The 26384-nt window shown below is 69.9% G+C and carries 23 protein-coding genes; 5 read left to right on the forward strand and 18 right to left on the reverse strand.

Annotated features, from left to right (window positions below):
* Window positions 1-10: 10 nt before the first annotated feature.
* Window positions 11-1312 carry a hypothetical protein gene (locus tag HDC36_RS11445; RefSeq protein ID WP_179567329.1) on the reverse strand — a complete coding sequence of 434 codons (1302 nt, stop codon included), beginning with the start codon at window positions 1310-1312 and terminating at the stop codon, window positions 11-13.
* Between the two features lie 216 nt (window positions 1313-1528).
* Here HDC36_RS11445 and HDC36_RS11450 point away from each other — a divergent pair, with 216 nt between their 5' ends.
* The gene (locus HDC36_RS11450) at window positions 1529-2425 is read left to right on the forward strand and encodes a TIGR01777 family oxidoreductase (RefSeq protein WP_179567331.1); all 897 of its coding nucleotides are present in this window, start codon (window positions 1529-1531) and stop codon (window positions 2423-2425) included.
* A gap of 245 nt (window positions 2426-2670) precedes the next feature.
* Here the strand turns inward: HDC36_RS11450 and HDC36_RS11455 are convergent, their stop codons facing one another.
* From HDC36_RS11455 to HDC36_RS11480, 6 genes are all read right to left on the reverse strand, one after another.
* Complete coding sequence (locus tag HDC36_RS11455) at window positions 2671-3039, reverse strand: glycine zipper 2TM domain-containing protein (RefSeq protein ID WP_179567333.1); 369 nt, start codon at window positions 3037-3039, stop codon at window positions 2671-2673.
* A 143-nt stretch (window positions 3040-3182) separates the two neighbouring features.
* Complete coding sequence (locus tag HDC36_RS11460) at window positions 3183-3908, reverse strand: DUF2242 domain-containing protein (protein ID WP_179567335.1); 726 nt, start codon at window positions 3906-3908, stop codon at window positions 3183-3185.
* Between the two features lie 78 nt (window positions 3909-3986).
* Window positions 3987-5051: a DNA methyltransferase gene (locus HDC36_RS11465; protein WP_179567337.1), complete on the reverse strand. Its 1065-nt coding sequence runs from the start codon at window positions 5049-5051 to the stop codon at window positions 3987-3989.
* Window positions 5044-6150: a hypothetical protein gene (locus tag HDC36_RS11470; protein ID WP_179567339.1), complete on the reverse strand. Its 1107-nt coding sequence runs from the start codon at window positions 6148-6150 to the stop codon at window positions 5044-5046. The genes HDC36_RS11465 and HDC36_RS11470 overlap by 8 nt, the downstream gene beginning before the upstream one ends.
* Before the next feature lie 8 nt (window positions 6151-6158).
* The gene (locus HDC36_RS11475; protein WP_179567341.1) at window positions 6159-7583 is read right to left on the reverse strand and encodes a nicotinate phosphoribosyltransferase; all 1425 of its coding nucleotides are present in this window, start codon (window positions 7581-7583) and stop codon (window positions 6159-6161) included.
* 64 nt (window positions 7584-7647) lie between these two features.
* Window positions 7648-8703, reverse strand: coding sequence for a bifunctional nicotinamide-nucleotide adenylyltransferase/Nudix hydroxylase (locus HDC36_RS11480; RefSeq protein ID WP_179567343.1), 1056 nt, complete (start codon window positions 8701-8703; stop codon window positions 7648-7650).
* Between the two features lie 225 nt (window positions 8704-8928).
* Here HDC36_RS11480 and HDC36_RS11485 point away from each other — a divergent pair, with 225 nt between their 5' ends.
* Window positions 8929-9924, forward strand: a complete 996-nt coding sequence (locus HDC36_RS11485) for a glycosyl hydrolase 53 family protein (protein WP_179567345.1) — start codon at window positions 8929-8931, stop codon at window positions 9922-9924.
* A gap of 164 nt (window positions 9925-10088) precedes the next feature.
* Window positions 10089-10967 carry an endonuclease/exonuclease/phosphatase family protein gene (locus HDC36_RS11490; protein WP_179567347.1) on the forward strand — a complete coding sequence of 293 codons (879 nt, stop codon included), beginning with the start codon at window positions 10089-10091 and terminating at the stop codon, window positions 10965-10967.
* A gap of 24 nt (window positions 10968-10991) precedes the next feature.
* Here the strand turns inward: HDC36_RS11490 and HDC36_RS11495 are convergent, their stop codons facing one another.
* Entirely contained in the window at window positions 10992-11906 is a 915-nt protein-coding gene (locus HDC36_RS11495; RefSeq protein WP_179567349.1) for a LysR substrate-binding domain-containing protein, read from the reverse strand.
* 85 nt (window positions 11907-11991) lie between these two features.
* On the opposite strand from HDC36_RS11495, the gene HDC36_RS11500 reads away from it, so the two are divergent.
* Entirely contained in the window at window positions 11992-12735 is a 744-nt protein-coding gene (locus HDC36_RS11500) for a sulfite exporter TauE/SafE family protein (RefSeq protein WP_179567351.1), read from the forward strand.
* A gap of 340 nt (window positions 12736-13075) precedes the next feature.
* On the opposite strand, the gene HDC36_RS11505 is transcribed toward HDC36_RS11500, so the two are convergent.
* The 4 genes from HDC36_RS11505 to HDC36_RS11520 all read right to left on the reverse strand — a co-directional run bounded on the left by HDC36_RS11505 (window position 13076) and on the right by HDC36_RS11520 (window position 17510).
* A complete protein-coding gene (locus HDC36_RS11505) occupies window positions 13076-15253 on the reverse strand; it encodes a carboxy terminal-processing peptidase (RefSeq protein ID WP_179567353.1) in 2178 nt (725 codons plus the stop codon).
* Between the two features lie 238 nt (window positions 15254-15491).
* Window positions 15492-16508 (reverse strand): lipoyl synthase, encoded by a 1017-nt coding sequence (gene lipA, locus HDC36_RS11510; protein WP_179567355.1) that lies wholly within the window; start codon window positions 16506-16508, stop codon window positions 15492-15494.
* A 22-nt stretch (window positions 16509-16530) separates the two neighbouring features.
* Window positions 16531-17244: a lipoyl(octanoyl) transferase LipB gene (lipB, locus tag HDC36_RS11515; RefSeq protein WP_179567357.1), complete on the reverse strand. Its 714-nt coding sequence runs from the start codon at window positions 17242-17244 to the stop codon at window positions 16531-16533.
* Window positions 17232-17510, reverse strand: a complete 279-nt coding sequence (locus HDC36_RS11520) for a DUF493 family protein (RefSeq protein WP_009606261.1) — start codon at window positions 17508-17510, stop codon at window positions 17232-17234. Before HDC36_RS11520 ends, lipB begins: the two co-directional genes overlap by 13 nt.
* 281 nt (window positions 17511-17791) lie before the next feature.
* On the opposite strand from HDC36_RS11520, the gene HDC36_RS11525 reads away from it, so the two are divergent.
* Window positions 17792-18853, forward strand: coding sequence for a lipid A deacylase LpxR family protein (locus tag HDC36_RS11525; RefSeq protein ID WP_179567359.1), 1062 nt, complete (start codon window positions 17792-17794; stop codon window positions 18851-18853).
* A gap of 118 nt (window positions 18854-18971) precedes the next feature.
* Here the strand turns inward: HDC36_RS11525 and HDC36_RS11530 are convergent, their stop codons facing one another.
* The 6 genes from HDC36_RS11530 to HDC36_RS11555 form a co-directional block, all read right to left on the reverse strand.
* The gene (locus HDC36_RS11530) at window positions 18972-20183 is read right to left on the reverse strand and encodes a D-alanyl-D-alanine carboxypeptidase family protein (RefSeq protein ID WP_179567361.1); all 1212 of its coding nucleotides are present in this window, start codon (window positions 20181-20183) and stop codon (window positions 18972-18974) included.
* A 193-nt stretch (window positions 20184-20376) separates the two neighbouring features.
* Complete coding sequence (locus tag HDC36_RS11535; protein WP_179567363.1) at window positions 20377-21828, reverse strand: septal ring lytic transglycosylase RlpA family protein; 1452 nt, start codon at window positions 21826-21828, stop codon at window positions 20377-20379.
* A complete protein-coding gene (gene mltB / locus HDC36_RS11540) occupies window positions 21825-22961 on the reverse strand; it encodes a lytic murein transglycosylase B (RefSeq protein ID WP_179567365.1) in 1137 nt (378 codons plus the stop codon). The genes HDC36_RS11535 and mltB overlap by 4 nt, the downstream gene beginning before the upstream one ends.
* Before the next feature lie 225 nt (window positions 22962-23186).
* Window positions 23187-24578 carry an NAD-dependent succinate-semialdehyde dehydrogenase gene (locus tag HDC36_RS11545; RefSeq protein ID WP_179567367.1) on the reverse strand — a complete coding sequence of 464 codons (1392 nt, stop codon included), beginning with the start codon at window positions 24576-24578 and terminating at the stop codon, window positions 23187-23189.
* Between the two features lie 67 nt (window positions 24579-24645).
* On the reverse strand, window positions 24646-26052 hold the full coding sequence (locus tag HDC36_RS11550; RefSeq protein WP_179567369.1) for an NAD(P)(+) transhydrogenase (Re/Si-specific) subunit beta: 1407 nt from the start codon (window positions 26050-26052) through the stop codon (window positions 24646-24648).
* A 4-nt stretch (window positions 26053-26056) separates the two neighbouring features.
* On the reverse strand, window positions 26057-26383 hold the full coding sequence (locus HDC36_RS11555) for an NAD(P) transhydrogenase subunit alpha (RefSeq protein ID WP_179567371.1): 327 nt from the start codon (window positions 26381-26383) through the stop codon (window positions 26057-26059).
* Window position 26384: the final 1 nt, after the last annotated feature.

A 26384-nucleotide genomic window follows, 5' to 3' on the forward strand; every position in this document is an offset into this window, starting at 1 on the left:
TGACGCGCAGCTAAGGCGATGGCGTCTGCGCGGCCTGCGCGCAGGCCTGCAACTGGTGGTCGCGCCAGCGTCGGTACAGGGTGGTATGCAGGTTGTGCAGGGTCAGGTCGATCGCGAACGGGGTGCGCGGATTGCGGTCCAAAAGGCGCGCCACGTGGTAGCCGATCGGCTTGGTGCCCATGGGATGCACATACACCTGGAAGCCGCGATAGAACGGGTCGTCGAGCAGCGCATCTAGTTGCGCCAGGACACTGCGTTGCGCTGGCGACAAGCTCGCGCGCAGCGTCGGGTCGCGTTCGAACAGCAGTTTCTCGAAGCGCTCGCGGCCGGGTCCGCGCAGCGCCTGCGCCAGTTCCCAGATGCGCCGGTTGCTGGTGTCGTAATGGGCGAAGCCGCCATGCCGGCGCAACGCCGCTGCCGCGTCGGTGCTGACTGCCACGACCACGAAGTTCTCCGCCTGGTTGTTGATGTCGTCCAGGTAGCGGCGCTCGAACACGTGGGCGATGAAACCGGGTGCGCCGAGGAAGGCGGCGCCGCCCAGCTGCGCGGTCTTGACCGCCTTGCCGTCGGCGAAGAACTCGCCGGCATGCGCGCCGAGCAGGATGCTGTCGGTGTCGTGCAGGGTGAGGAAGGTGCCGATCGACAGTTCCCCGGCACTGAACGCGCGATCGAAGCCGGCATCGCCGTACAGCTCGCGCTGCGTGGCGAGCTGCGCGATCTGCCGGCCGACGCCGCACTCCGAGCGCACATGGCCGCTGTAGAACGCCTCGATCGCGCGCGCATTGCCCTGCGCCGGAAGGTAGCCGCGGCCGAAGCTGCGGAAGCGCTGCCAGCCCTGCCGGCGCGCGCCGCCCGGACCGAATCCGATCCAGCCCAGTTGCAGCGCGCTGAAGCGGTAGCCGGGATTGCCCTGCAGATGCGCCACCGCGCGCTGGGTGGCCGCGCCGAGCAGCAGGTAATAGCCGCACTGCGTGGCCGGCGTCTCCAGCAGCGCGCGCAGGGCGTCGCGCCGTTGCGCCGGGTTCCACTGCGCCGGCAACGCCGCCTGCAGGTCGCCGTGCGCCTGTGCGTCGGCCAGCGAACTGCGTTCGCACGGCGCGCCCGGCAGCAGCCGCGGCTGCGCGGCTGGCGTGCTGTCGATGCGCCAGCCGAGCTGGCGCAGCAGTGCGGCGAGACAGTCGGCGCTGGCCTGGTCGGCCGGCTCGGCCGGCGCGGCGAGTGCACCGCCGCTGGCCAGTGCCAGCGCCAGCAGCAGGCGGGCGGCGAAACGGCATCGGCGCGGCGCTGGCGGGTTCGGAGTCGGGACGGTCATGGCGCGAGCATGGCAGATGCGAAAGAGGACAGTGGCGGGATGCATGGCCGCGCGGCGGCACGCACACGCGGGTGCGCAGCGTGACGCGCGCGCGGTGCACGCGCCGCGAAGCCCTGCGCCGCAGCGACGCGCATGGCGGTCATCGGCAGGCGTATTCACTCTGCTGCCATGCCGACCGGCCCTACACTGCCGCTCCCCGCTCGCGGAACCCTCCTCATGCATGTGCTCGTCACCGGCGGCACCGGATTCATCGGCCGCGCACTGTGCCCTGCCCTGCTCCAGGCCGGACACCAGGTCAGCGTGCTCAGCCGCGACGCGGCGCGCGCGACGCGTGCGCTGCCCGGCGTGCAGGCGCTGCAAGACCTGCAGGGCGCGGCGCCGGCGCACGCGGTGATCAATCTCGCCGGCGAACCGCTCAGCGACGGCCGCTGGAACGAGACCCGCAAGCGCCGCTTCCGCACCTCGCGCATCGGCACCACCCGCGCGCTGCTCGACTGGATCGCGCAACTGGACCCGGCGCAACGTCCTGCCTGCCTGCTCTCCGGCTCGGCGATCGGCTATTACGGCGACCGCGGCAACGACCTGCTCGACGAACGCAGCCCGGCCGGCGAGGACTTTGCCGCGCACCTGTGCCGCGACTGGGAAACCGAGGCGTTGCGCGCGCAGACGCTGGGCGTACGCACCAGCCTGGTCCGCACCGGCGTGGTGCTCGGCCGCGACGGCGGCGCGTTGTCGCGGATGCTGCCGCCGTTCCGGCTCGGCCTGGGCGGGCGCATGGGCGACGGCCGGCAATGGATGAGCTGGATCCATCGCGACGATCACGTCGGCCTGTTGCTGTGGCTGCTGCAGCACGGCGGCGAAGGCGCCTACAACGCCACCGCCCCGACCCCGGTGACCAATGCCGATTTCGCCCAGCAGCTCGGCCAGGCGCTGCACCGGCCGGCGCTGCTGCCGGCACCGGCCACGGCGCTGCGCCTGGCCTTCGGCGAGATGGCCGACCTGCTGCTGGGCAGCCAGCGGGTGTTGCCGACGCGCGCGCAGCAGGAAGGCTACGTGTTTCGCTATCCGGAGCTGGGGGGCGCACTGCGCGAAGTGATCGGACAGGGCCGGTAAAGCGCCAGCCTGCCCCTGCAGGAACGGCTTCAGCCGCGACCGGGGCATTCCCGGCAACGCCCTGTCCCGGCTGAAGCCGCTCCTGCACAAGGCCTGGCGAGCGCAGACGAGCGGCGCGGCGGCATCCCAGCGAACTGCACACAACCGCACGCCTCGACAAAAAAAAACGCCCCGGCGGATGCTGTCCGCCGGGGCGTTTTTGCTTGTTTGCCGAGTGCGCCGCGATGGCCGATCGCGGCGTGGACTCAGTAGCGCTTGCAGACGGTCTCGACGCGGCGGTTGCCGTTGGCCTGCTGGCGCTGGCCCTGGATGTAGCGCCCGGTGGCGCCGCCGGCGACCGCGCCACCGACCGTGGCCAACTTCTTGCCGTCGCCCTTGCCGATCTGGTTGCCGAGCAGGCCGCCGATCGCCGCGCCGGCCACGGTGCCGCCGATGCGGTTCGGATCGGTGTTGTTCTTCTGCACCGCGACCTTCTTGCAGTGCACGCGGGTGCCGTCGTTGAAGCGGCGTCCGGCGTCTTCCGGCCCGTAATGGCGCTGCGCCTGCGCCAACGGCGCGGCAGCAGTGGCGATCGCGAGGATGCTCAGACACACGGCGGATTTGAAAGTGTTCATGCTGGTTGCTCCTGGGTGGCGGAGCCGATGCCTGTTGCAGGCATCGCACTCCCGACGGGGCCACCTTTGCACCGCGATTGCGAATGGATCGTGAAGCGAAATGCCCTCTATTCAGCTTCCGCAGCCGCCGATGAACGCATACCTCAGCGCGGCGTGGTGCCGTCGCTGGCGGGCGTGGCAGCGGGCGCGGGCGTAGCTTCCGCCACCGGCGTCGCTGGCACTGCTGCAGGTGCAGGTGCCGCCGGCACTGCTGCTGCCGGTGCCGGTACAGGCGCCGGTACCGCAGCGGCCGGCTCGGGCTTGGGCGCTGCCGCCGGCGGCGGCTCCGGCGGCGCGGCCGGCTTGGCCTTCGGCAGGTACTGCGCCATGAGTTCGAAGAAGCGCTTGTAGAAATCGCTGTCCTGCACGGTGCTGCTGGCCACGCGCACCAGCGAGTCGTCGCTGCTGCCGACCGGCAGCGACACCGAGCCGAGCACGCCGACGCCGACGCTGGCCGAGGTCGCGCTCTTCTTCAGCGCATAGCGGTCCTGCAGCGCGCTGACGAACACCCAGGACTCATCCGCGCCGTGCGCCACGCACGACACGCGCAGCTCCAGTTGCTCGTGCGACTCCTGGTTGGGCTGGAAGTTCTTGGTGCCTTCGACCGCATCGGCGGTGGCCTTGGCGACCACGTAGCCCTGGCTCAGCAGCGCGCGCCGCGCCGATTCGCAGGCCTGGCCCGGCTGTACCGGATAGCTGCGCGAATAGGTGTTGTCGGAGTTGAAGGTCTCCTTCACCAGGTTGTCCTGCTTGCGGGCGAAGCAGCCGCTCAGGCCGATCGCGACCAGCACGAGCGCAGGAAAGGCGAGGACGTTGGACGAAGCGGACATGGCCGTGGACCGAAAGGAAGGAACCGACCAAGGATAGCCGCAAGCGTGTCGAGGCGGCCTTGATGCCGCCGCCAGCGCTCATCCCGCGGTTAGCGAGCCAGGCACCGGCTGCAGCGACAGGTCCACCCGCAGCAGGCCGCCGCCGCGGTCGCGGCGTTCGGCGCGCAGGTAGTGGTAGGCGTCGAGCAACGCCAGCGTCGGCGGCGCCGCCAGCGGCTCGCCCCACAGGCTGAGCGCGAAGCCGCGCGCGCGCAGCCAGTCCAGCAGTCGTTGCAGCTGGCCGAGGTCGCGCGGCAGCAGCAGGTCCACATCGCCGGGCGGGCGCACGGCCGTGCCCGGATCGGCGAGCCAGAGCGGATAGCTGCCGTGCACGGCGTAATCGAACCCGTCCGCGCGCAACGCGGCCAGCAGCTGGGCGCTGCCCGGCAGGTCGATCGGTTCGCGTCGTTTCTGGAAGACCAGCGCGTACTCATGGCTGCGGTCGCTGCGCGTGTCGCCGGGCGCCAGCGGCTGCACGCTCTCGCGCGGATAGCACAGCACCCGTTCGGCACAGGGCACGAACAGGCTGCCCAGCACCCGCGCCAGGTCCCAGGCCTGCGGCACGCACACGCCGCCGACCTCCACGTTCTCGACCATTGCGATGCAGAAGCCGTCGTCGCGCAAGGCGCGGCGCACCGCATGGAACACCGCGCGCAGCCCGCCCAGGTAAGCCGCGTAGTCGGGGCTGGCATACAGCTGGCCCGGTGCCGTCGCGCCCGGCCAGTCGCAACCGAAATACGGCACGTTGGTCAGGCACAGGTCGATCGGCTCCTCCAGCGCGAGCTGCGGCAGCGCGCCGGCCCGGACCTCGGCACGCAGCCCGAGCCGCTGCAGGCGTTCACGGGCCAGCGCCGCGCGCCCCGCGTCGATCTCCAGCCCCAGTCCGCGCCGGCCCTCCAGTTCGGCGGCGAGCAAGGTGCTGCCGAAGCCGCAGAACGGATCCAGCACGCAGGCGTCCGGCGCGCTGAACTGGCGCACGAACGGACGCATCTGGCTGACCCAGCCGCAGTCGCGCGCCCCCAGCGGATCGCGCCGGCGCAGGTCCTCGGGCAGCCGGTGTTCGGGCGGATCCGGCGGCGGCGTCCACCAGCTACGGCTATCCATGGCCGGCCCGCCACAGCAGATCGCGATCCGGCTGCCAGCCCGCGCACAGCCGGCCGTCGGCGAAGAACACCAGCTTGTAGATGTCGCCGCTGTCGTGGCGCGCCTGCATGGCGGCATAGTCGGAGGTCTCGAACACCACCTCCATGCCCTCGGCGGTGGCCATGCGCAGGTTCCAGAAGTAATAGCCCTCGGTGATCTGCAGCGGCCGCAGCGTGCGCCACCACGGCGTGGCCATGCATGCGGCCACGACCTGCTCCACGCCGACCCGCGCCTGCGCCAGATAGCGCTGGGTGCCGCCGGTGCGGTAGCCGTCGCCGAGCCGCGAGAACTCGCGGAAGATCACCGTGGTCGCACCGCACTGGCGTGCCCAGCGCAGATAGCCGGCAACGCCGTCGGCATCGGCGATACCGCCGTGCTGCAGGATGCACACGAGGCGCAGCGGCAGCGCGGCGGCGATGCGCTGCGCGGTGGCGACGAACACCTGCGCATCGGCGATCGCCTCGCCGTCGCGGAAGCGCATGATCGCGTCGTTGCCGGCCTGCTGCGGGTGGTGCCGCGACAACTCCACCCACGACAGCCGGAAGCGTTGCAGCGCATCCAGCAACGCATTGCCGCGGGCGCGGGCGAAGCCGGCGCCGTTGCTGTACAGCACGCGCTGCTCGACCAGCAAGCCATCGCGTTCGGCCTCGCCCAATGTCTGCAGCAGCTGCAGGAACCAGGCTTCGTCGTCGGTCATCTCCAGCCCCGACAGCGAGTGCGACAGCGGCAGCCCGGACAGCTGCGCCAATCCCTGCCGCAGCATCGCGAAATAGTCCGGCGGCGGCCGCAGGCTGGCCGCGGCGGTGCCGCCTACCTGCGGGCGCAGCGTTTCCGAACAGAAGCGGCAACGTGCCGAACACGGCCGCACCGACGCGTACGGGGTGAAGGTGACCGGCTGCGCGATGCGGTAGTCGCGCCCGCCGATGCGCTGCACCCGCCAGCGCGCGGCATCGGCAGCGGCCGGCACCCGCCATTCCAGGTGCGGCATGCCGGCGCGCAGTGCGGCGAACAGCGGCGAGGCGCCGCTCAGCGGCGGCGCGAACTCCATGCTGGCGTCCATGCCGGCACCTACAGACGCGCGGCGTTCGCGCGCTCGCGCACTTCCGCCAGGCTCCAGTCGTGCAGCAGGCGGCCGTTTTCCCACACCGTGACCATCGCGTCGTCGTAGCCGGCAGGCCGGGCCAGTTCGTCCAGCGACGCGGCCGTGGCCGGCACCGGTTCGGTGCGGTAGCCGCCGTATTCGCGATGGCGCAGCAGGCTCATGCGGCCGCGCTTGCTGAGCTTGCCCTTGTCGGTGATCGGGTCCTTGTAGACGTCGATCCACTTGCCGTCCACGCGCGCGGCCGAGCACTTCAGCGCGAACTTCTGCGTATCGCGGTCCAGCCGCTGCAGCAGCGCGCCGCCCATGCCGAAGGCGACGTTGTCGGTGGCGTAGCCGGCGCTGGTGACGCGTTCCAGGATCGCGCGGATGCTGGTCGGGTTGACCCCGTCGCCCTGGATCACGCGCACGTGGTTGAGCACCTTGTAGCCCTTGCCGTTGACGCTGTGGCCGAAGGCCTCGTCGAGCAGTTCCAGGCACTGGTGCACCACCGCGACCGGGTCGCCGGAATCGGGGCGGATCACCACGGTGGCGCCGGAGGCGATCACCTCTTCGCGCAGCGCGGTCCCCCAGTGTTCGCGGATCGCGTGGAAAATGTCGTAGCTGTCCGACACCACCGCGACGATGCCACCGGGCTTGCCGAACTGCCGGAGCATGTTGCGGTACGCGTCCACTTCGCGCTCGCGGCCCCAGCTGGTGATGGTGCTGTGCTCGGCGGCCGGGATCGAATAGCCGGCCATCGGCTCGTGGTAGTGCGCGCGCGCCAGCAACAGCCCGGACACGGTATCGGTGCCGAGGAAGTTGACCAGGTGCGCGGCGCCGCCGATCGCCGCCGACTCCAGGCTGGACACGCCGCGCGCGCCGAAGTCGTGCAGCTTGAACGGCAACTGCCCTTCCGGATCGTCGCTGGTGCGTTCCAGGAACTGGCGGATGGTCTGCTTGGCGTGCCAGCTGACCGTGGCCACGGTGACCGGATACCAGATGCGCAGCAGCAGCGTTTCCAGGTACGACGGCACCCAGTAGGCCTGCGCGTCGGTGGACTCGATGGTCATCAGCGCATTGTGGGTCGGCACCACGCTGCCCTCGGGCACGGCGCGGATGCGGATCGGCAACTGGCCGCCGAGGCGATCGACGATGTCGCGCCAGCCGGCCTCGTTGAACGGCTCGCCGTGCGCGGCGAACAGGTCGCGCGCCTCGTCGACGTCGGCATGGGTGATGGCGCGACCCAGCGCCTCCTTGAGGATCGACTGCAGGCCGAAGAACACGGTGCGGTCGTAGACGCCGCCGCGCGATTCCACATAGAAGAACGTGGCATCGGTGCCGGCCGGATATTGCAGCCAGTGGCTGGCCTTGTAGCTGTCGGTGTTGAGCAGCAGGTTGTTCAGGCATTGCATGACGGGAAGCTCCTTCGCGTCGGGGGAAGGCCAGCGGTCTGTCCGCCGGCCGGGAAAGCCGCGGTCAACCGCGGCCCAGGAAGAATTCGAGCAGGTGCAGGTGGTCTTCGAACAGTTTCGGGCCCATGCCCAGCACTTCGCTGACCGGAATCCAGCGCGCCTTGTCGGCATCGTCGCCGCCGCGCACCTCGGGCAGTTCGCCGAAGGTGAATTCGAAGTGGAAGGCATGGGTGATGGTGCGCCCGCGCAGGCTGCGCTCGGGATGGTCGAACACATGGCGGTTCTTCAGCGAACCCTTCAGCACCGGCACCGGGATCTTCAGCCGGGTTTCCTCGCGCAGTTCGCGCAGGCAGGCATCGAAGATGCTCTCGTGCTGGCCGACGAAGCCGCCCGGCAGCGCCCACAGGCCCTTGCCCGGCGCCGCACGGCGCCGCACCAGCAGCACGTGGCCCGAATGCACCACCACCGCATCGGCGGTGACGAAGGTCGGCGGATACGGCGCCTCCTTCCAGGCCGCGCGGTACTGCTCGATGAACTGGTATTCGGCGAGCAGTTCCGCATACGACGGCGAGTTCTTGCGGAACGCCTCGAGCATGTCGAACACCGGCGCCGGCACGTTGCCGCGCAGCATCAGCAGCGCGCCGTGGAAATCGATGCTGCCGGCCTCGAACAGGTAGCGGCGCAGCTCGGTCGCCGACAGCGTCTCGGTGTGCTGCACGTCGACCAGCGGCCACTGCGGGAACTCGCGCAGGTAGTAGCTGCTGGCGTCCTTGTCCATGCCGACCAGGCCGATGCGCGCCTCGCTGCCGCCGCCATCGGCACGCACCGCCTCGGCCACCGCCGACTGCACCGCGGCGATCCATTGGCTCTCGTTGTACAGGTGGTCGCGCAGCGGGCGCAGGATCAGGCGCTCGGCGGCGCCCTCGAGTGCGGCCTGGATCATGACGCTGCGTTCGGCCACCGTCCACGGATTGCGGATGGTGCGCGGGGTTTCGGCCGAGCCGATCAGGAAGATGAGTTTCTGCGCACGCGCCAGGGCGTGGCGGGCAACGGCAGCGTGGCCGTTGTGGAAGGGCTCGAAGCGCCCGATGAAAACAAGATAGTCGTATTCCATGAGCATCCCTCACGGTGATTGGAGTCGCCGCGGGTCTGTCCCTTGGCGTGCGGCAAATGCTACGCCAATGGGCGAAGGCGTCAAGTGCCGCGCGCCAGGCGCCGCTGTCGCCAGGCGTAGACACCCTGCGCTGCGACGCGCGTGGCGCGCGCGATCGCGCTAGCCTCGCGCACGCCTCGGCCCGCGCCGCAGGCAGCGTTTTTTCCGGCACTCCATCATCGCGAGGAACCTATGAACGGATCGAGCAAGGGCATGTGCGCATGGCTGGCGCTGCTGCTGACTTGTCTGTGCGCACCGGCGGCGGCGCAGAGTTTCGCCAAGGGCGCGGACGTGAGCTGGATCGACCAGCAGGAGAGCAGCGGCCGCGTGTTCCGCAATGCCGCGGGCGCGAACGCCGACTTCTTCGCGCTGCTGAAGGGCACCGGCGTCAACGCAATCCGGCTGCGCGTCTGGGTCAATCCCAAGGACGGCTGGTGCGACGGCGCCGACGTGCTGAACATGGCCAAGCGGGCAAAGGCGCAGGGCATGCAGATCATGATCGACTTCCACTATAGCGACAGTTGGGCCGATCCCGGACAGCAGACCAAGCCCGCGGCGTGGAGCGGCGATGCGTTCTCCAAGCTGGTCACCGACGTCTACGCGCACACCAGCGGCATCCTGTCGTATCTCAAATCCAACGGCATCGACGTCAGCTGGGTGCAGGTCGGCAACGAGATCAACAGCGGCATGCTGTGGCCGGACGGCAAGACCCCCAACTTCGGCAATCTCGCGCAGTTGATCAACAGCGGCTACAACGCCAGCAAGTCGGTCTATCCCAATGCCAAGGTGGTCGTGCATCTGGCCAACGGCTACGACAACGCCACCTTCCGCTGGTTCTTCGACGGCCTCAAGTCCGCCGGCGGCAAGTGGGACGTGGTCGGGATGTCGCACTACCCCTCGAGCAGCGGCTGGCAAAGCGCGAACACGCAGATCGCCAGCAACATGCGCGACATGGTGGCGCGCTACGGTGCGGACGTGATCGTCAGCGAAGTGGGCATGGACTGGCAGCAGGACGCGGCGACCCGCGCGATGCTGGCCGACCTGGTCGCCAAGACCCGCGCGGTCGGTGCGCATGGGCTGGGCGTGTTCTATTGGGAACCCGATGCGTATCCGGGCTGGCAGGGCTATACCAAGGGCGCGGTGAACAACAACGGGCAGCTTACCCAGGCGCTTGCGGCATTCCAGTAACGCATGCAGCGCCTCGCGCGGATGCGCGGCGGGTGGGTCGCGCCGCGTGCGGCGTGCGCCGAGGCACGCAGTGTGGCGTCGCGAGCGCGGCGCAATCCGCGACTGGCTGACGGTCACATCGGCATGCCACCATTGGCACGATCCCCACCGCCAGACCTGTCGCCATGTCCACATTTCCGTTGTCACCGCGTTCGCTTGGGTTGCTGCTGTTGCTCGCACTGGGCGCAGTGTTCGCCCCGGCGCAGGCGCGCGCCCCATCGCACGAGGCGCCAGCCACACTCAAGGTGATGAGCTTCAACGTGCGCGTGCCGGTGGATACCGACGGCGACAAGCGCTGGGAGATCCGCCGCAGCGCGATGGCCGCGCTGATCCGCGCGCAGCATCCCGACGTATTCGGCACCCAGGAGCTGGTCAAGCTGCAGGCCGATTACCTGGCCGCGCAACTGCTCGACTACCGCTGGTTCGGGCGCAGCCGCGACGGCAGCGAGGACGGCGAGCGCATGGGCGTGTTCTACGACAGCCGCCGCCTGAAGCTGGTGGAATCGGGCGACTTCTGGCTGTCGGACACGCCAGACGTGGTCGGCAGCATCAGCTGGGGCAACCCGCTGCCGCGGATGGTGAACTGGGGGCTGTTCGAACGCATCGCCGACGGACGCCGTTTCTACCTGTTCGACACCCACCTGCCGTACCGCGACGAAGACGAGGCCGCGCGCGCCAAGGGCGCCGCGCTGCTCCTCGCGCGCGTGCAGGCGTTGCCGGCCGACGTGCCGGTGGTGATCACCGGCGACTTCAACACGGCGCCGGATTCGCCCACCTACCGCACGCTGGTTCCGGCGCTGGCCGACGCGCGCAAGCAGGCGCCGCAGGCGCTGGGACCGGAGGCGACCTTCCACGATTTCACCGGCCATCCCGATCGGCGCATCGACTGGATCCTGTCGCGCGGATTGCGCGCTACCCACTTCGCCACGCTCGACGCGCGGCCGCAGGGACATTGGCCGTCGGACCACTTCCCGGTGGAAGCCGAGTTCGCCTGGCCGCAATGAGGTCCATCGCGTGCGCGCGGGACGTCATCCCGCGCCGGTGGCCGCTGCGCCGTCGGCGTGCGCGCACAGCCAGTCCAGCACCTGACGCACTGCCGCAGCCGGCGCCGGTGCGGGCCGCCACACGATCGACAGCTGCCGCGCCGCCCACGGCTCCTGCAACGGCACCGCGACCAGCTGTTCGCGCACGCTGACCCGGGCCAGCGCGGCCTGCGGCAGGATCGCCACGCCGGCACCGCGTGCCAGCATCCGGCACAGCGGCTCGATGCCGTGCACGTGGGCGCGGATGCGCAGCTGGCCGCCGGCGCGCGTGGCCTGCGTGCGCAGGTGCCGCTGCAGCGCGCTGTCGTCGGCCAGGCCAAGGAATTCCGCATGCCATAGCTGCGCCAGGCGCAGCTGCGGCGCGCGCGCCAACGGATGCGTGGCCGCCGCCACCAGCACCAGCCGGTCCTGGCGGAACGCCTGCGCGTGCAGGCCGGACAGGTCCGCATGGTCGGCGATCACCGCCAGGTCGGCACGCTCCTCGCGCACCGCATCGGCCGCGGCGGTGCTACCCAGTTCGCGCAAGGCCAGGTCGATGCGTGGATGCGCGACCAGGAACTCGGCCAGCAGTTCGGGCAGCCATTCGTACAGCGCCGCGGTATTGGCCAGCAACCGCACCGTGGCCTGGTTGGCGCCGGCGTGCTCGCCCAGTTCGGCGCGCATCGCCTCGGCCTGGCGCAACAGCTGCCGCGCGTGCCGCAACAGCGCCACACCGGCCGCGGTCAGGCTCACGCCGCGGCGGCCGCGCACGAACAGCGCCGCACCGGCCTGCGATTCCAGCGCACGGATGCGCGCGCTGGCTGCGGCCAGCGACAACGCGGCGCGGTCGGCGCCGGCGGTGATGCTGCCGGCCTCGGCCACTGCCACGAACAGCCGCAAGTCGATGAAATCCAGGTGCATCGTCGCTCCAGCCTTCGTCGTTGCCGAAGTCTGCCTGAAGCGATCGCGCATTGTCCGGCGCCGCGGCACGGCCGATGCTGCAGGCATGCAATCGCTTATCCCGCATCTACTGCCGATCGCCGCGGTGTTCTGCCTGGCCGGCTTCGTCAAGGGCGTGGCCGGGACCGGCCTGCCAACGGTCGCCATGGGCTTGCTGGGACTGTGGTTGGCGCCGCCCGAAGCGGCCGCGCTGCTGGTGCTGCCGTCGCTGCTGACCAATCTGCAGCAGGCCTGGGGCAAGGGCGCGGCGCCGCTGTTGCGGCGTCTGTGGCCGCTGCTGGCCACGATCGCGATCGGCACCTGGCTCAGCGCCGGCATCCTGGTCGGCGCGGATCCGGCGCTGGCGCGCGGCGGACTCGGCGCCTTGCTGGCGCTGTACGCGCTGCTCGGCCTGAGCCGCTGGCAGGGCCGGCTGCCGCCGCGGCACGAGCCCTGGGCGGGCCCGGCGGCCGGGTTGGCGACCGGCCTGCTGACCGGCGCCACCGGTGTGTTCGTGCTGCCGTCGTTGCCCTATCTGGTCGCGCTGGGATTGCCGCGGGAGACACTGATGCGCGCGTTGGGTTACTGCTTCTTCATCGCCACGCTGGCGCTGGCCGCTGCGCTGGCCTGGCACGGCGCGTTCGCGCGTGGCGCGCTCGGGCCTTCGTTGCTGGCGCTGCTGCCGACCACGATCGGCATGTGGCTGGGCGCGCGCTTGCGCCAGCGCATTTCCGCCGAGGCGTTCCGCCGGGTGTTCTTCCTGACCTTGCTGGCGCTGGGCGGGCATCAGCTGTGGCAGGCGCTGGGTTAGCGGGGCTTCGATCAAGAGGATGGCCCGTCATGGTGTGCCGGTTGGCCTCGGACCACCGATCGCGACAGGCGCTCTCGGTAAAGCCCGTCGCGACTGAAGTCGCTCCCACAAAGACCCTGTGTCGACGCGATAGCGGCCGCCTCTCGGGGCTGATGGCCCTAGGCCACCCACATCTCCTGCAGCGCGATCGCCGGCGCCGTGCTGGCCGCCCTGCCGGCGCGTTCGACAGCGGCAGTGGGAGCGCAGGCGATGGCACACACAGCCTCGCGAACGCCCAACGAAAAACGCGCCACCGCTGGGCGATGGCGCGTTCGTGTTCGCGCAGCGATGGAGCGTGGGCTCAGTCGGCCCAGCGCCCCGGGCCGGTGGACTGCGGCAGCACCTGCACCGACAGCGGACGGTCCTTTTCCAGCAGGTTCAGCGCATCGGCCAGGATCGAGGCCGACTCGCGCAGCAGCGGATCCGGGCGCTTGTCGACCAGCTTCTCGCGCGCGGCGTCCTTGACGATGTCGCGCTCGTTGCCGGTCAGGCCGTCGTCGCTGCTGTCGTCGGCGAGCGGATCCAGCGGCAGGCCGAGCTGCTTGCGCGTCTCCTGGCGCTGCTTGCGCTGCACGTCCTGCTTCTCGCGCTCGGCGCGGCGCTCGGCCTCGTTGAGCACCACGTACTTCTTCGCCGCCTCGGTGCGGAACTGCTGCACGTCCTCTTCCCACCACTGGAATTCCTTGTCGCTGGCGATGCGGCTGGCATGCAGCGTCTCCAACTTCGGCAGCAGCGGCGCGAAGTTGCCGTACTGGGTGTGCGGCACCGCGGCGATGCGGGTCCACGGCAAGGCGTTGGGATAGGTGCTCTCGCCGAACTCGGTGGCATCGACGCTGGCCGGGAACGCGATATCCGGCACCACGCCCTTGTGCTGGGTGCTGCTGCCGCTGACCCGGAAGAACTGGGCGATGGTCAGCTTGACCTGGCCGAAGCGGTCGGTCTCGTTGGCCGGCCAGCGGTCCAGGTCGACGATGTTCTGCACGGTGCCCTTGCCGAAGCTGGTCTCGCCGATGATCAGGCCGCGGCCGTAATCCTGGATGGCGCCGGCGAAGATCTCCGAGGCCGAGGCCGAACCGCGGTTGATCAGCACCGCCAGCGGGCCGTCCCAGGCCACGGCCGGGTTGTCGTCGCTGTTGACGGTGACGCGGCCGCCGGATTCGCGCACCTGCACCACCGGGCCCTGCTCGATGAACAGGCCGGTCAGTTCGATCGCCTCGTCCAGCGAGCCGCCGCCGTTGTTGCGCAGGTCCAGCACCACGCCGTCGACCTTGTCGGTCTTGAAGCCGGCCAGCAGCTTGGCCACGTCGCGGGTCGCCGAGGCGTAGTCGCTGGCGTTGCGGCGGCGGCCTTCGAAATCCTGGTAGAACGCCGGCAGCTTGATCACGCCGACGCGCCGCGCCGGCTCGCCGTCCTTCGCCGGCAGGGTGATGGTCTCGCCCTTGGCGGCCTGTTCGGCCAGGCGCACCTTCTGCCGGGTCAGCAGCAGCTGGCGGTGCTTGCCGTCCACGCCGGCCTCGGCCGGGATGTACTCCAGGCGCACCTGGGTGTCCTTGTCGCCGCGGATCTTGGCCACCACGTCGTCGATGCGCCAGCCGATCACGTCCTCGACCTGGCCGGACTTGCCCTGGCCGACGCCGACGATGCGGTCGCCCGGCTTCAGCGTGCCGTCCACCGCGGCCGGACCGCCGGGGATGACCTCACGGATCACCACCATGTCGTCCTGCTTCTGCAGCTGCGCGCCGATGCCTTCCAGCGACAGCGACATCTGCTGGTTGAAGTTCTCGGCGGTGCGCGGGGTGAAGTAGTCGGTGTGCGGATCGACGGTGTTGGTGTAGGCATTCATGAAGAACTGGAACACGTCCTCGCTCTTCAGTTCCTTCACCGAATCGGCGAGGTTGGCGTAGCGCTTGTCCAGGGTCTTGCGGATGTCCTCGGGCTTCTTGCCGGCGAGCTTGAGCCGCAGCCAGTCGTTCATCACCGACTTGCGCCACAGGTCGTCCAGCTCCTGGTTGTCCTTGGGCCACGGCACGTCCTTGCGGTCGTACTCGAACTTCTCGCTGCCGTTGAAATCGAAGTCCTGCTTGAGCAGCTTGCGCGCGTAGCCGATGCGCTCGTCCACGCGCTGCCGGTACACGGCGAACACCTGGAACGCCGGCTCCAGCTGGCCGGCGGCGATATTGCTGCCGAGGTTGGCCTGGAACGCGGCGAACTTGTCCACGTCGGCCTGGGTGAAGAACTGCTTGCTGCCGTCCAGCGTCTCCAGGTACTTCTTGAAGACTTCCTTCGAGGTCGCCTCGTCGAGCGCGCGCGGCCGGTAGGCGTAGCGGCTGTCGGAGAGCAGCCCGTACACCAGCTTGGCGGTGGTGGACTGGTCGGCGGTCGAGGCCGCCGGCAGCGCGGGCGCGTCGGTGCGGGCGAACAGCGCCAGCGGCGTGGTCAGCGCGAACGCCAGCAGGAAGACGGAAGCTTTGAATTTCATCTACGTACTCTCGGCACGAGGCCGTCAGGGGGGCTGCAGATCGCGTGAGACAACACGACAGTGCCGCAAGTTGCAGGCCGTGTCACCTGTTCCTGAACCAGACTAGCCGGGGCCCGGTAGCGAAGTGTGAATGGTGCCGGTGCAGGCGCTGCGGGCGGGCGTCGCGGCCGGCACGGCGGGCGTCCTGGGCGATCGCCAGGACGCGGCGGCGGCGCCGGAACGGGGCCGCAGGGCGAACTCAGGCGGCGACGCCGGCGCCGGCCGCCTGCCGATCGGCGTGATAGGACGAGCGCACCATCGGCCCGGAGGCGACGTGGCTGAAGCCCAGCGCGTTGCCGTACTCCTCCAGCGCCTTGTATTCCTCCGGCGTCCAGTAGCGCATCACCGGGTGGTGGTGCGCGGTCGGCTGCAGGTACTGGCCGATGGTGACCATGTCCACGGCGTGCGCGCGCAGATCGCGCAGCGTGGCCTGCACCTGCTCCATGGTCTCGCCCAGGCCGAGCATGATCCCGGACTTGGTGGCGATGGACGGATGCTGTGCCTTGAACTTCTGCAGCAGGGTCAGCGACCACTGGTAGTCGGCGCCGGGCCGCACGTTCGGGTACAGGTCCGGCACGGTCTCGATGTTGTGGTTGAACACGTCCGGCGGATTGGTCGCCAGGATCTCCAGCGCGCGGTCCATGCGGCCCTTGCCGCGGAAGTCCGGGGTCAGGATCTCGATGCGGGTGGCCGGCGCGGCGGCGCGGATCGCGCCGATGCAGTCGGCGAAGTGCTGGGCGCCGCCGTCGCGCAGGTCGTCGCGGTCGACACTGGTCACCACCACGTAGCGCAGGCCCATGTCGGCCACGGTCTGCGCCAGGCTGGCCGGCTCGCTCGCGTCCGGCGGCTTGGGCCGGCCATGGGCGACGTCGCAGAACGAGCAGCGGCGGGTGCAGACCTCGCCCAGGATCATGAAGGTGGCGGTGCCGTGGCTGAAGCACTCGTGGATGTTCGGGCAGCTGGCTTCCTCGCAGACCGTGACCAGGCGGTTCTCGCGCAGCTTGGCCTTGAGGGTCTGCACGGCGTTGCCGGACGGGATCCGCACCCGGATCCACGACGGCTTGCGCAACACCGGCGCATCGGCGAACTGCACCGGCGAGCGGTTGATCTTGTCCCCGCCCAGTTGCTTGACGCCGGCCTGCAGCGGCGCGGACGCGGGCGCGCTGTCGCCGGAAAGGACCTGCAGGGGGATGGTGCGTGCGCTGGGCTGGGTCATGGCGTCGTCGGCGGGCAGGCGGTCAGGCCGCGTGCGTGAGCGTGAGGTCGGGCAAGGCGTCGAGCGGCTGCAGGGTCAGCCCGAACTGGCGCGCCAGTTGGGCCAGCAGCACCGGTTTGACGGCCTGCATGCCGGAGGGACCGCCCAAGTCTAGCACCGAGGTCACCTGCAGGCCCTGGTAGCCGCAGGGGTTGATGCGGTGGAACGGCTCCAGGTCCATCGCCACGTTGAACGACAGGCCATGGAAGGTGCAGCCGCGGCGCACGCGGATGCCGAGCGCGGCGACCTTGGCCGCGCCGACGTAGACCCCGGGCGCGCCGTCGCGGCGCTGGCCGAGGATGTTCCATTCGTCCAGCGTGTCGATGATCGCCTGCTCGATCCGGCACACGTAGTCGCGCACGCCGATCTTGAGCCGGCGCAGGTCCAGCAGCGGATACACCACCAACTGGCCGGGGCCGTGGTAGGTGACCTGGCCGCCGCGGTCCACGTGCAGCACCGGGATCTCGCCGGGCGCCAGCACGTGCTCGGGCTTGCCGGCCTGGCCGAGGGTGAACACCGGTTCGTGCTCGACCACCCACAGTTCGTCGGCGCTGGTTTCCTCGCGCGCATCGGTGAAGCGCTGCATCGCCCGCCACACCGGCGCGTAGGGCTGGCGACCGAGATCTCGGACCCGGCACGGCGGCGGCGCCTGCGCCGGTTCCGGCGGCGGTACCGCGGCGCCGGCTACAGCGTCCACTTCACTTCCGGATGCTCGCGCAGCGCCAGGTGCGCGGCGTCGTACTGGGCGCGGTCGGCGGCGCGGAAGGCGATCCGCACCGACACGTACTTGCCGTTGGACGAATGCTTCCAGCTGATGCGCTCTTCCAGCACGTCCACGCCGGCCTGGGCGAGCAGGCGCGGCAGTTCGGTCTCCAGTCCGGTGTTGGCGGTGCCCATCGCGCTGAGCTCGAAGACGCCGGGGAACTGGAAGCCGTGATCGGGGTTGTCCGAGGTGATATCCATGGCTGCATTATCGGGCCGGCGCCGGGCAAACCCAAGGCCGCGGCGCGCCGACAGGCCGCGTGCGGGGGCGGCGGCCGCCGCGGCGCGCCGCGTCAGCATGTGGGCACGGTTGGCAAGCGATGCCAATAGGACGAAGCGATACGGCTACACGGCTTTCGCGCCAACGTCGCCGCGGCCTATGCTCGCCCAGGCATTTTATGAATGCAGGCTTCACGGGACGCGCGCATCCGTCCCGCTAGCGTCGGTGCACCCATTCCTCCTTCCCTCCAGGGACGTCGCCCATGCCGTCATCGCGCCTGCCTCTCGCCTTCGCCGTCGTGCTCGCCCTCGCTTCGCTGCCCGCTGCTGCCGCCACCGACCGGTGCGCCGGCAGCGCACTGGAAGACACCCCGCCGACGGTGAACTTCCGCGTCGACAACGACCTGTTCGGCGGCGCCGGCCAGGACCAGGGCTATACCAACGGCTTCGGCATGACCCTGGTGTCGCCGAACCTGGTCGACTTCACCGACGACCCCTGCCTGCCGCGGCTGGCGCGGGCGGTCAACCGCTACCTGGAGCGCCTGCACCCGGGCGAGTTCGAGCAGCAGAACATGGTCTTCAGTTTCGGCCAGGCCATCTACACCCCGACCGACAAGACCCGCCGCGACCTGATCAAGGACGACCGCCCCTATGCCGCGATACTGGCGGTGAACTTCGGCTACAACGCGCGCAACCAGGACCGCCTGCGCACCACCCAGCTGCTGCTGGGCATGGTCGGTCCGTCGGCGCAGGGCAAGCAGGTGCAGGATGCGGTGCACGACGCGCTCGGCGACGAGAAGTTCCTCGGCTGGGACAACCAGCTGCACGACGAACCGGTGTTCCGCCTGCTGCACGAACGCATGCGCCGCTGGCCCGGCGACGCGGCAGTCAACGCCGACGGCTGGGGCTGGGACGCGATCAGCCACTGGGGCGGTGCGCTCGGCACCCTGGAGACCCATGCCAACGCCGGCGCCGAAGTGCGCTTCGGCTGGAAATTGCCGGACGACTTCGGCAGCTCGCCGCTGCGCCCGGCCGGCGAGAACACCGCCCCGCCCCGCTACGGCCTGGGCCGCGGCTGGTCGGCGCATCTGTTCCTGACCAGCGACGCACGCTGGGTCGTGCGCGACATCACCCTGGACGGCAACACCTTCCGCGACAGCCACAGCGTGAAGAAGCGCCCCTTCGTCGGCGAGGCCGGTTTCGGCCTGGCGGTGATGCGCGGCAAGTGGAAGTTCGCACTGGCACGCTACTGGAGCACCCGCGAATTCGACCTGCAGAAGCAGACGCCGGTGTTTGGCAGCTTTACGATCAGTCGGCGGCTGTGAAAGGCCGGGATTGGGGTTTCGGGATTCGGGATTGGAAAAAGCGCCCCGGCTTCGGCGAATCCCCAATCCCCAATCCCCAATCCCAAAAAAAGCCGGCGTAAGCCGGCTTTTTTTCAACTCATTCGGCTTCCCACCACATCCAGAAGCTGTCCCACAACCGCTTGAAGAAGCCGGCCTCGTCGACCGCCTTCAGTGCCACCAGCGGCGCCTGCGCGATCACCTTGCCGTCCAGCGAGACCTTCACCGTGCCGATCGCCTGGCCCTGCTTGATCGGCGCTTCCAGGGTCTTGGGCACGTCGATCGACGGCTTCAGTTCGTTGTAGCGGCCGCGCGGCACGCCGACCAGCAGCGGCTGCGCCACGCCCAGCAGCACTTCCTTCTCGGTGCCCTTCCACACGCGCTGCTGCGCGACCTGCTTGCCCGGCTCGTACAGGCGGTGGGTTTCGTAGAAACGGAAGCCCCAGTTCAACAGCGCCAGGCTGTCCTCGGCGCGCTGCTTCTCGGAGCTGTCGCCCATCACCACCGCGATCAGGCGCTGGTCGCCGCGCTGCGCCGAGCTGAGCAGGCAGTAGCCGGCCTCGGAGGTGTGCCCGGTCTTGATGCCGTCCACGCTGGGGTCGCGCCACAGCAGCAGGTTGCGGTTCTGCTGGGTGATGTCGCCGACCTTGAATTCCTTGATCTTGTTGTAGGCGTAGGTTTCCGGATAGTCGCGCACCATCGCCCGGCCCAGCAGCGCCAGATCGTAGGCGGTGGTGTAGTGGCCTTCGGCGGACAGGCCGTGGGCGTTGACGAAGTGCGAGCCGGTCATGCCGAGCTTGGCCGCGTAGTTGTTCATCAACGAGGCGAAGGCTTCCTCGCTGCCGGCGGCGTGTTCGGCCAGCGCGATCGCCGCGTCGTTGCCGGACTGGATCGCCATGCCCTTTTCCATGTCCTCCAGGCGCGCGGTCTGGTTGACCGGGAAGCCGCTGTAGCTGCCGTCGGTGCCGGCGCCGCCTTCGCGCCAGGCGCGTTCGCTGAGCATGACCTGGTCGTCGCGCTTGATCTTGCCCAACTTCAGTTCGGCGGCGATCACGTAGGAGGTCATCACCTTGGTGATGCTGGCCGGGGCCACCCGCACATGTTCGTTCTCGCCGGCCAACACCTGGCCGGTGGCGTAGTCCATCAACACCCAGGACTTGGACACGGCCGGCTTGGGCGCCGGCGGGATCGCCACGGCGGCGGGCGCGGTGGCGGCGGCAGCAGGCGATGCCGGCACCGGGCCGGGGGTCTGCGCGGAAACCAGGCCGACGGCGAAGGTGGCCACGGCGGCGACGGCGAAGCGGAATTTCATCTAAAACGACTCCTGGCAGGCCCGAGGGCCGATGGTAAACGAGGCATTGTAGGGCCAGCCGGCGCCCGCCCAGGCGCCGCAGCGGCGCAGGCGGGAGTCGGCGTTAAGCCATCGGCGCGGGAGCGGCACGCGAACCTGGCGACGGCCGGCACGCGGCGGCGCGAGCGACAGGCATGCGGGTTCGCCGCGCGCTTCAGTCCTTGACGATCTGCGGACGCCCGAAGCCGAGGCCGGCGATGCGGCTGGCCAGCTCGGTGGCGCGGCCATGGTCCTCGGCCGCGACCCGCAGCCGCCACAGCGTGCGTCCGCCGGACACGATGTCGCTGACGCTGGCGCCGACGATGCCGGCCGAGGCCAGCTGCGACAGCGCGCGGTTGGCGTTCTCGCGGCTGGCGAAACTGGCCACCTGCAACAGGATGCCGAGCGGGCCGCGCGCGGCCGCGTTGTCGGCGGCCGCGCGGGTCGCCGACACGGCCGGTGCCGGTGCCGCAGCCGCGACGGGGGTCGCTGTGGACGCCGGCGCCGCGGCAGCGGTGGCGCGTCGCGGCGGCACCTGCGTGGTGGCGACGCTCGCATCGACCTTGGCCGGCTTGCCGGTGGCCACGCGCACGCCGCGCGATTTCATCCAGTCGTCGAAATGGTCGGCATTGGCCGCGGTGTCGGCATCGGCCTGCACGCGATAGCGCCAGCGCTCGCCTTCCGGCAAAGCGGCTGCCGCCGCGGTCGCACTGGCGGCGCTGGGCGCAGCGGCGCTGGACGCGGCAGCGCTGCGCGCCGGCACGCTGGCCGCGGCGACGACGGTGGCCGGCTTGGCCGGCAAGGCCTTGACCAGGTTGTCCATGTCGGTGGCGCGCCGCGCCGCCGCGGTCTGCACGGCACTGCCCGTTCCGGCCGCGCTGGCCAGCGCGGTGCCGGTCGCGACCTGCTTGCCGGTCCGCCGCGACGCGAGCAGATTGCCGTTGTCGGCCGGGGTCAGCCCGCGCACTTCGACCCGGCCGGTGCCCTTGCCGGTGATGCCGAGCTTGACCGCCGCCGCGTAGCTCAGGTCGATGACCCGGTCGTCATGGAACGGTCCGCGGTCGTTGACCCGCACCACCACCGATTCGCCGTTGTCCAGGTTGGTGACCAGGGCGAAGCTGGGCAGCGGCAGGGTCTTGTGCGCGGCGGTGAACGCGTACATGTCGTAGACCTCGCGGTTGGAGGTCAGGCGGCCATGGAACTTGCTGCCGTAGTACGAGGCGGTGCCGCGTTCGACGTAGCTGTGCGGGTCGTCGATGATCTTGTATTCGCGGCCGAGCACCATGTACGGCGAGCGGTTGCCGACCGCCGAGCGCGGCTCGTTGGTGACCAGCGGCTCGGGGATGCAGGCCACGTTGGGCACGTAGTCCGGCGTGCTGTCGCTGACCCCCGGCGCGTACAGGCCGCCGGCGGTGTAGTTGCCGCGCGTGGACGGGTCTTCCTTGGCCGGCGCGTACGGCGAGGTGGACGGGCAGCCGGTGGCGACATGCGCCGGGCCGCGGCCTTCCACCCTGACCCCGGGCGCGGCGGCGCCGCCGCCGGCGGTCTTCTTCGGGGCGCTGCTGCAGGCGGCCAGCGCCAGCAGGGCGACGACGGGAACGATCCGGAGCAGCGCGTTCGGGTTCATGCCGGGGGTAACTCCTTGCCGGCGATGGCCTGGGACAGCTGGTACACGGCCATCGCGTACATCTTGGAAATGTTGTAACGGGTGATCGCGTAGTAGTTCTGGAAGCCGAGCCAGTACTGCTTGCCGGCGCTGCCGTCCAGCGTGATCGGGGTGGCGGTGGCGCCGGCCGGGACCGGTGCGGCCGGCTGGTAGCCGCGCGCGGCCAGGTCGGCCAGCGTGTAGCTCGGGGTCCAGTCGGTCGGATTGAATTCCTCGGCGCCGGGACGCAGCGTGGCCGGCACCGCGACCGCGCCGTCGCGGACCCAGCCGCCCTTCTTGACGAAGTAGTTGGCGATCGAGGAGAACATGTCGTCGTAGTCGGTGAACAGGTTGCGCTTGCCGTCGCCATCGCCGTCCACTGCGAACTGGCGGTAGCTGGACGGCATGAACTGGCCCAGGCCCATCGCGCCGGCGTAGCTGCCGATCAGCGTGGCGATGTCCAGGTTCTCTTCGCGGCCGAGCGCGAACAGCTGGCCGAGTTCGTCGCGGAAGAACAGCTCGCGGCGCACTTCGCGCTCGAGCTTGGCCGGATCGCCGCTGCGCGGATAGCGGAACGCCAGCGTGTACAGCGCGTCGAGCACGCGGTAGCTGCCGGCGTTCTTGCCGTAACTGGTCTCCACGCCGATGATCGCCACGATGATCTCCGGCGGCACGCCGGTGCGCGCCTGCACCCGCATCAGTTCTTCGCGATGCGTGGCCAGGAACGCGCGACCGCCGTCGATGCGCGCCTGGCTGATGAACATCGGCCGGTATTCGTTCCACGGCTTGACCCGCTCGGCCGGGCGCGACATCGCCGCCACGATCGCGTCCTTGAACTGTGCCTGCGCCAGCGTCGCCTCGATCTGTGCCGGGTCCAGGCCGTACTTGGCGGCGGTGTCGCGGACGAAGTTGGCGCGCGCGATCTCGAACGGCACCGGGGTCAGGTCGACCGGCGGCGCCGGCACCGCCTCGGGCGCCGCCTCCACCGGCAACGCCGGGCGCGGCGCGGGCTGCGGCAGCGCATTGGCCTGCGGCGGCGGCGGCGGAGCCTTGGGCTGGGTCGCGCATGCGACCAGGCCAAGCGTGATCAGGCAAATCAGCGAGCGTCGAATCATGCCGGCAGGTTAACAGAGTCCAGATGAATTTCCACCAATAACGCCATGAAACAAAAGAACTTTGCCGCGAGTCAAGTGCACCTGGCGTATTCATGCTGAGGAGCACGGCGATGCCCCGCTGGGGCGCGGCGCCGGCATCGGCGCCATCGCCGGCCGCGCAGCACGAACGCAAAGGCCGCCGGTGGTTGCCCACCGACGGCCCGGAGTGCTGCGTGGCGCCGATGCTCAGAACGGCGCGTCGATGTCAACCACGTCGATCAGCTTGTGGTTGACGAACTCCTTGATGCCCAGCCCGATGAGCTCGCGGCCGTAGCCGGAGCGGCGCACGCCGCCGAACGGCAGGTCGGCCTTGACCATGGTCGGATGGTTGACGAACACCATGCCGGTGGAGATGCGCCTGGCCACGTCGACGCCGCGCGCGGTGTCGGCGGTGAACACCGAACCGCCCAGGCCGAACGGCGAGTCGTTGGCGATACGCACCGCCTCGTCCTCGTCGGCGGCCTCGAACAGCATCGACACCGGGCCGAAGAACTCCTGGTAGTAGGCCGGGTTGTCCCTGGTCACGTTGGTCAGGATGGTCGGCTGCACGAACGCGCCCTGCGTCGGCACCTTGGGACCGACCTCGGTGGCGGTGGCGCCATGGTCGACCGCCGCGGCGATCTGCAGCTTGAGCTCGTCGGCCGCGCCCTGCGAGGACAGCGGCGCCAGCGTGGTCGCCGCGTCCATCGGATCGCCGGCCTTGAGTGCGGCCACGCCCTGCGTGTAGCGGTGCAGGAACTGCTCGTACACCTCCCGCACGATGATCATCCGCTTGGACGACACGCACACCTGGCCGCCGTTCCAGTGGCGGCCGAACACCGCCCACTTCACCGTCTTGTCCAGCTCGGCATCGGCCAGCACCACGAAGGCGTCGGCGCCGCCCAGTTCCATCGTCGATTTCTTCAGCGCCCTGGCCGCCTGCGCGGCGACGATGGCGCCGGCGCCTTCCGAGCCGGTCAGCGCCACGCCGTGTACGCGCGGATCGTTGAGGATGGTCTCCACCTGGGCGCGAGTGGCGTAGAGGTTGGCGAACGCACCGGCCGGCAGCCCGGCTTCGGCCATCAGCGCTTCGAACCTGGCCGCGCACTGCGGCACGTTGGAGGCGTGCTTGAGCAATACCGTGTTGCCGGCCGACAGCTGCGGGGCGATGATCCGCGCGATCTGGTAGTACGGGAAGTTCCACGGCTCGATCGCCAGCAGCACGCCCAGCGGTTCGTGCACCACCATCGCCTCGCCCTCGGCCGGATCGGCCACCGGCAATGTTTCCGGCGCCAGCAGGCGCTCGGCATTGACCGCGTAGTACTCGAAGATGTCGGCCGACAGGGTCACCTCGGCTTCGGCCTCGCCGATCAGCTTGCCCATTTCCAGGGTCAGCAACTTGGCGTAGCCGCGCACATCGGCGCGCAACAGCTGCGCCGCCGCGTGCATGACCTTGGCGCGCTCGGCGAAGGAGGCGTTCTTCCAGTGCTGGAAGGCGGTATCGGCAGCGCCGATCGCGGCGAGCACCTGCGCATCGGTGGCTTCGGGGAAACTGGCGAGCAGTTCGCCGGTGTAGGGATTGCGGGTCGCATAAGCCATGGTCGTGTCCTCGTGGAAGGTGGGAAAGCGCCGGCGCGTGACTGCGCCGGCACGGGAATCGGTTCGGTCAGCCGGCAAGTTCCTTGACCGCCTGCACCATGCGGTTGAGCACCGCGGCGGCATCGCCGTAGACCATGTCGCAGTTGTCACCGTAGAACAGCAGGTTCTCCACGCCGGCGTAGCCCTTGCCCTGGCCGCGCTTGATCACGTAGACCTGGTGCGCCTGGTCGGCGTTGAGGATCGGCATGCCGTAGATCGGCGAGGCCTTGTCGGTGCGCGCGGCCGGATTGACCACGTCGTTGGCGCCGATCACCAGCGCCACGTCGGTGCTGGCGAAACTGTCGTTGATGTCTTCCATGTCGAAGATCAGGTCGTAGGGCACGCCGGCCTCGGCGAGCAGCACGTTCATGTGCCCGGGCATGCGCCCGGCGACCGGATGGATCGCGAACTTCACGTCGACGTCGGCGGCCTGCAGCAGCTTGACCAGTTCGTACAGCCGCGCCTGCGCCTGCGCCACCGCCAGGCCGTAGCCGGGCACGATGATCACGCTGGAGGCATAGCGCATCGCCACCGCCGCATCGCCGGCTTCCACCGCGGTCATGCGGCCCTGCACGTCGCCCTGCGCCACCGCGGCGCCGTCGCCGAAATTGCTGAACAGCACGTTGGCCAGCGAGCGGTTCATCGCCTTGGCCATCAGCACGGTCAGCAGCGTGCCGGCCGAGCCGACCACCATGCCGGCGATCATCAGCGCCGGGTTCTGCAGCGCGAAGCCTTCCAGGCCCACCGCCAGGCCGGTGAAGGCGTTGTACAGCGAGATCACCACCGGCATGTCGGCGCCGCCGATCGGCAGCGTCATCAGCACACCGAAGCCCAGCGCGGCGACGAAGAACGCCAGTGCCGCCCAGCCGCCGCCGATCTGCGCAACGACCAGCGCGCCGAGCGCCAGCGCCGCGACGAACACGCCCGCGTTGAACACGCTCTGGCCCTTGAAGCGCCAGGCGCTGTTGATGCGGCCGTCGAGCTTGGCCCAGGCGATCACCGAACCGGACAGCGAGATCGCTCCGATCAACGCGCCGAGCACGGTCACCGCCAGGTGCAGGCCGCCGTGCTGCGGCTGCCGCGAGGTCAGCGCGACCGCGGCCACCGCCGCCGCGGCACCGCCGCCCATGCCGTTGTACAGCGCCACCATCTGCGGCATCGCGGTCACCGCCACGCTGCGTCCGCTGCGCCAGGCCCAGGCGCCGCCGAGCGCCAGCGCCAGCAGCGCCAGGGCGAGATTGGTCAGCGCGTGCGGCTGCGCGCTGGGCTGCAGGTCGGCCAGATAGCCGAACGCGGCGGCGACCGCGACCAACATGCCGATGCCGGCCAGCACGATGCCGCGCAGCGCGGTCACCGGCGAGGACATGTGCTTGAGGCCGAGAATGAACAACAGGGCGGCGGCGAACCCGCTGACTTCCACCAGTAGCTGCAACATGGCGCTATTCCTTCGGGGCGGAGGCGGAGACGGATTTGGCGCTGGGCTTGAACATCGCCAGCATGCGGTCGGTGACCACGTAGCCGCCGGCGGCGTTGCCGGCGCCGAGCAGCACGCCGACGAAGCCGATCGCCTGGCCGGCGACGGTGTCGGCGTTGAACAGCGCGTGCATCGCGCCGACCACGACGATGCCGTGGATGAAGTTGGAACCGGACATCAGCGGCGTGTGCAGGATCGACGGCACCTTGCCGATCACTTCGTAGCCGGTGAACGCAGCGAGCATGAACACGTACAACGCGATCATCCAGCTCATCGACAGATCGAGATTCATC

Source organism: Xanthomonas sp. JAI131, assembly GCF_013410075.1.
Lineage (GTDB): Bacteria > Pseudomonadota > Gammaproteobacteria > Xanthomonadales > Xanthomonadaceae > Xanthomonas_A > Xanthomonas_A bonasiae.

What these genes read in the sequence shown, in the direction of transcription:
- HDC36_RS11445 (WP_179567329.1), bottom strand. Translation starts at nt 1,312, where the DNA reads ATGACCGTCCCGACTCCGAACCCGCCAGCGCCGCGCCGATGCCGTTTC.
- HDC36_RS11450 (WP_179567331.1), top strand. Translation starts at nt 1,529, where the DNA reads ATGCATGTGCTCGTCACCGGCGGCACCGGATTCATCGGCCGCGCACTG.
- HDC36_RS11455 (WP_179567333.1), bottom strand. Translation starts at nt 3,039, where the DNA reads ATGAACACTTTCAAATCCGCCGTGTGTCTGAGCATCCTCGCGATCGCC.
- HDC36_RS11460 (WP_179567335.1), bottom strand. Translation starts at nt 3,908, where the DNA reads ATGTCCGCTTCGTCCAACGTCCTCGCCTTTCCTGCGCTCGTGCTGGTC.
- HDC36_RS11465 (WP_179567337.1), bottom strand. Translation starts at nt 5,051, where the DNA reads ATGGATAGCCGTAGCTGGTGGACGCCGCCGCCGGATCCGCCCGAACAC.
- HDC36_RS11470 (WP_179567339.1), bottom strand. Translation starts at nt 6,150, where the DNA reads ATGGACGCCAGCATGGAGTTCGCGCCGCCGCTGAGCGGCGCCTCGCCG.
- HDC36_RS11475 (WP_179567341.1), bottom strand. Translation starts at nt 7,583, where the DNA reads ATGCAATGCCTGAACAACCTGCTGCTCAACACCGACAGCTACAAGGCC.
- HDC36_RS11480 (WP_179567343.1), bottom strand. Translation starts at nt 8,703, where the DNA reads ATGCTCATGGAATACGACTATCTTGTTTTCATCGGGCGCTTCGAGCCC.
- HDC36_RS11485 (WP_179567345.1), top strand. Translation starts at nt 8,929, where the DNA reads ATGAACGGATCGAGCAAGGGCATGTGCGCATGGCTGGCGCTGCTGCTG.
- HDC36_RS11490 (WP_179567347.1), top strand. Translation starts at nt 10,089, where the DNA reads ATGTCCACATTTCCGTTGTCACCGCGTTCGCTTGGGTTGCTGCTGTTG.
- HDC36_RS11495 (WP_179567349.1), bottom strand. Translation starts at nt 11,906, where the DNA reads ATGCACCTGGATTTCATCGACTTGCGGCTGTTCGTGGCAGTGGCCGAG.
- HDC36_RS11500 (WP_179567351.1), top strand. Translation starts at nt 11,992, where the DNA reads ATGCAATCGCTTATCCCGCATCTACTGCCGATCGCCGCGGTGTTCTGC.
- HDC36_RS11505 (WP_179567353.1), bottom strand. Translation starts at nt 15,253, where the DNA reads ATGAAATTCAAAGCTTCCGTCTTCCTGCTGGCGTTCGCGCTGACCACG.
- lipA (WP_179567355.1), bottom strand. Translation starts at nt 16,508, where the DNA reads ATGACCCAGCCCAGCGCACGCACCATCCCCCTGCAGGTCCTTTCCGGC.
- HDC36_RS11520 (WP_009606261.1), bottom strand. Translation starts at nt 17,510, where the DNA reads ATGGATATCACCTCGGACAACCCCGATCACGGCTTCCAGTTCCCCGGC.
- HDC36_RS11525 (WP_179567359.1), top strand. Translation starts at nt 17,792, where the DNA reads ATGCCGTCATCGCGCCTGCCTCTCGCCTTCGCCGTCGTGCTCGCCCTC.
- HDC36_RS11530 (WP_179567361.1), bottom strand. Translation starts at nt 20,183, where the DNA reads ATGAAATTCCGCTTCGCCGTCGCCGCCGTGGCCACCTTCGCCGTCGGC.
- HDC36_RS11535 (WP_179567363.1), bottom strand. Translation starts at nt 21,828, where the DNA reads ATGAACCCGAACGCGCTGCTCCGGATCGTTCCCGTCGTCGCCCTGCTG.
- mltB (WP_179567365.1), bottom strand. Translation starts at nt 22,961, where the DNA reads ATGATTCGACGCTCGCTGATTTGCCTGATCACGCTTGGCCTGGTCGCA.
- HDC36_RS11545 (WP_179567367.1), bottom strand. Translation starts at nt 24,578, where the DNA reads ATGGCTTATGCGACCCGCAATCCCTACACCGGCGAACTGCTCGCCAGT.
- HDC36_RS11550 (WP_179567369.1), bottom strand. Translation starts at nt 26,052, where the DNA reads ATGTTGCAGCTACTGGTGGAAGTCAGCGGGTTCGCCGCCGCCCTGTTG.
- HDC36_RS11555 (WP_179567371.1), bottom strand. Translation starts at nt 26,383, where the DNA reads ATGAATCTCGATCTGTCGATGAGCTGGATGATCGCGTTGTACGTGTTC.